General features: G+C 51.3%; 1 pseudogene. It reads right to left on the bottom strand.

Features of this window, described 5'->3' with window-relative positions:
- A pseudogene (locus tag KAJ71_RS23210) lies at nt 1–182 on the bottom strand (helix-turn-helix transcriptional regulator); the annotation flags it as partial.
- Nucleotides 183–419: the final 237 nt, after the last annotated feature.

Genomic DNA, 419 nt, shown 5'->3' with positions numbered 1-419 from the left:
GTGATGAGAATATCGACGGGTTGGTACAGCAACCTTTCGGCAACCGCAGCCATGCTGGTTTCCTGCGCGATAATCTCATTGGCGACGTTAAGCGTGCCGATAAAGCAAGACAGCCCAGTGAGTGTGAGTGGGCTGCGATCCATTAACGCCAAGCCAAACGGCTTTTGTGACAACGGTTGCATAGGCGACTCCTGTATAAATATCTCGCTCATTCCATCGAGAGAATAAGTACATAGCGGTATCAAGGGTTAGCGGGCAAACACCGGGCCGGTCTTGGCCATCCACTTGCCTTGCAAATAAAGCTCACCATCATTCTGAAATCCCAATTTATGCATCGCATTGCGCTTATGGGTACTGACGGTGCGGACATCGCGGTGCATCATCAACGCGGCAGTGGTCACGCTTTTACCGGAAAACAG

This window comes from Serratia silvae, from assembly GCF_023282985.1.
GTDB lineage: Bacteria > Pseudomonadota > Gammaproteobacteria > Enterobacterales > Enterobacteriaceae > Chania > Chania silvae.
Note: the sequence above shows the minus strand (reverse complement) of the source record. Positions and strands in the feature narration are given on the sequence as shown.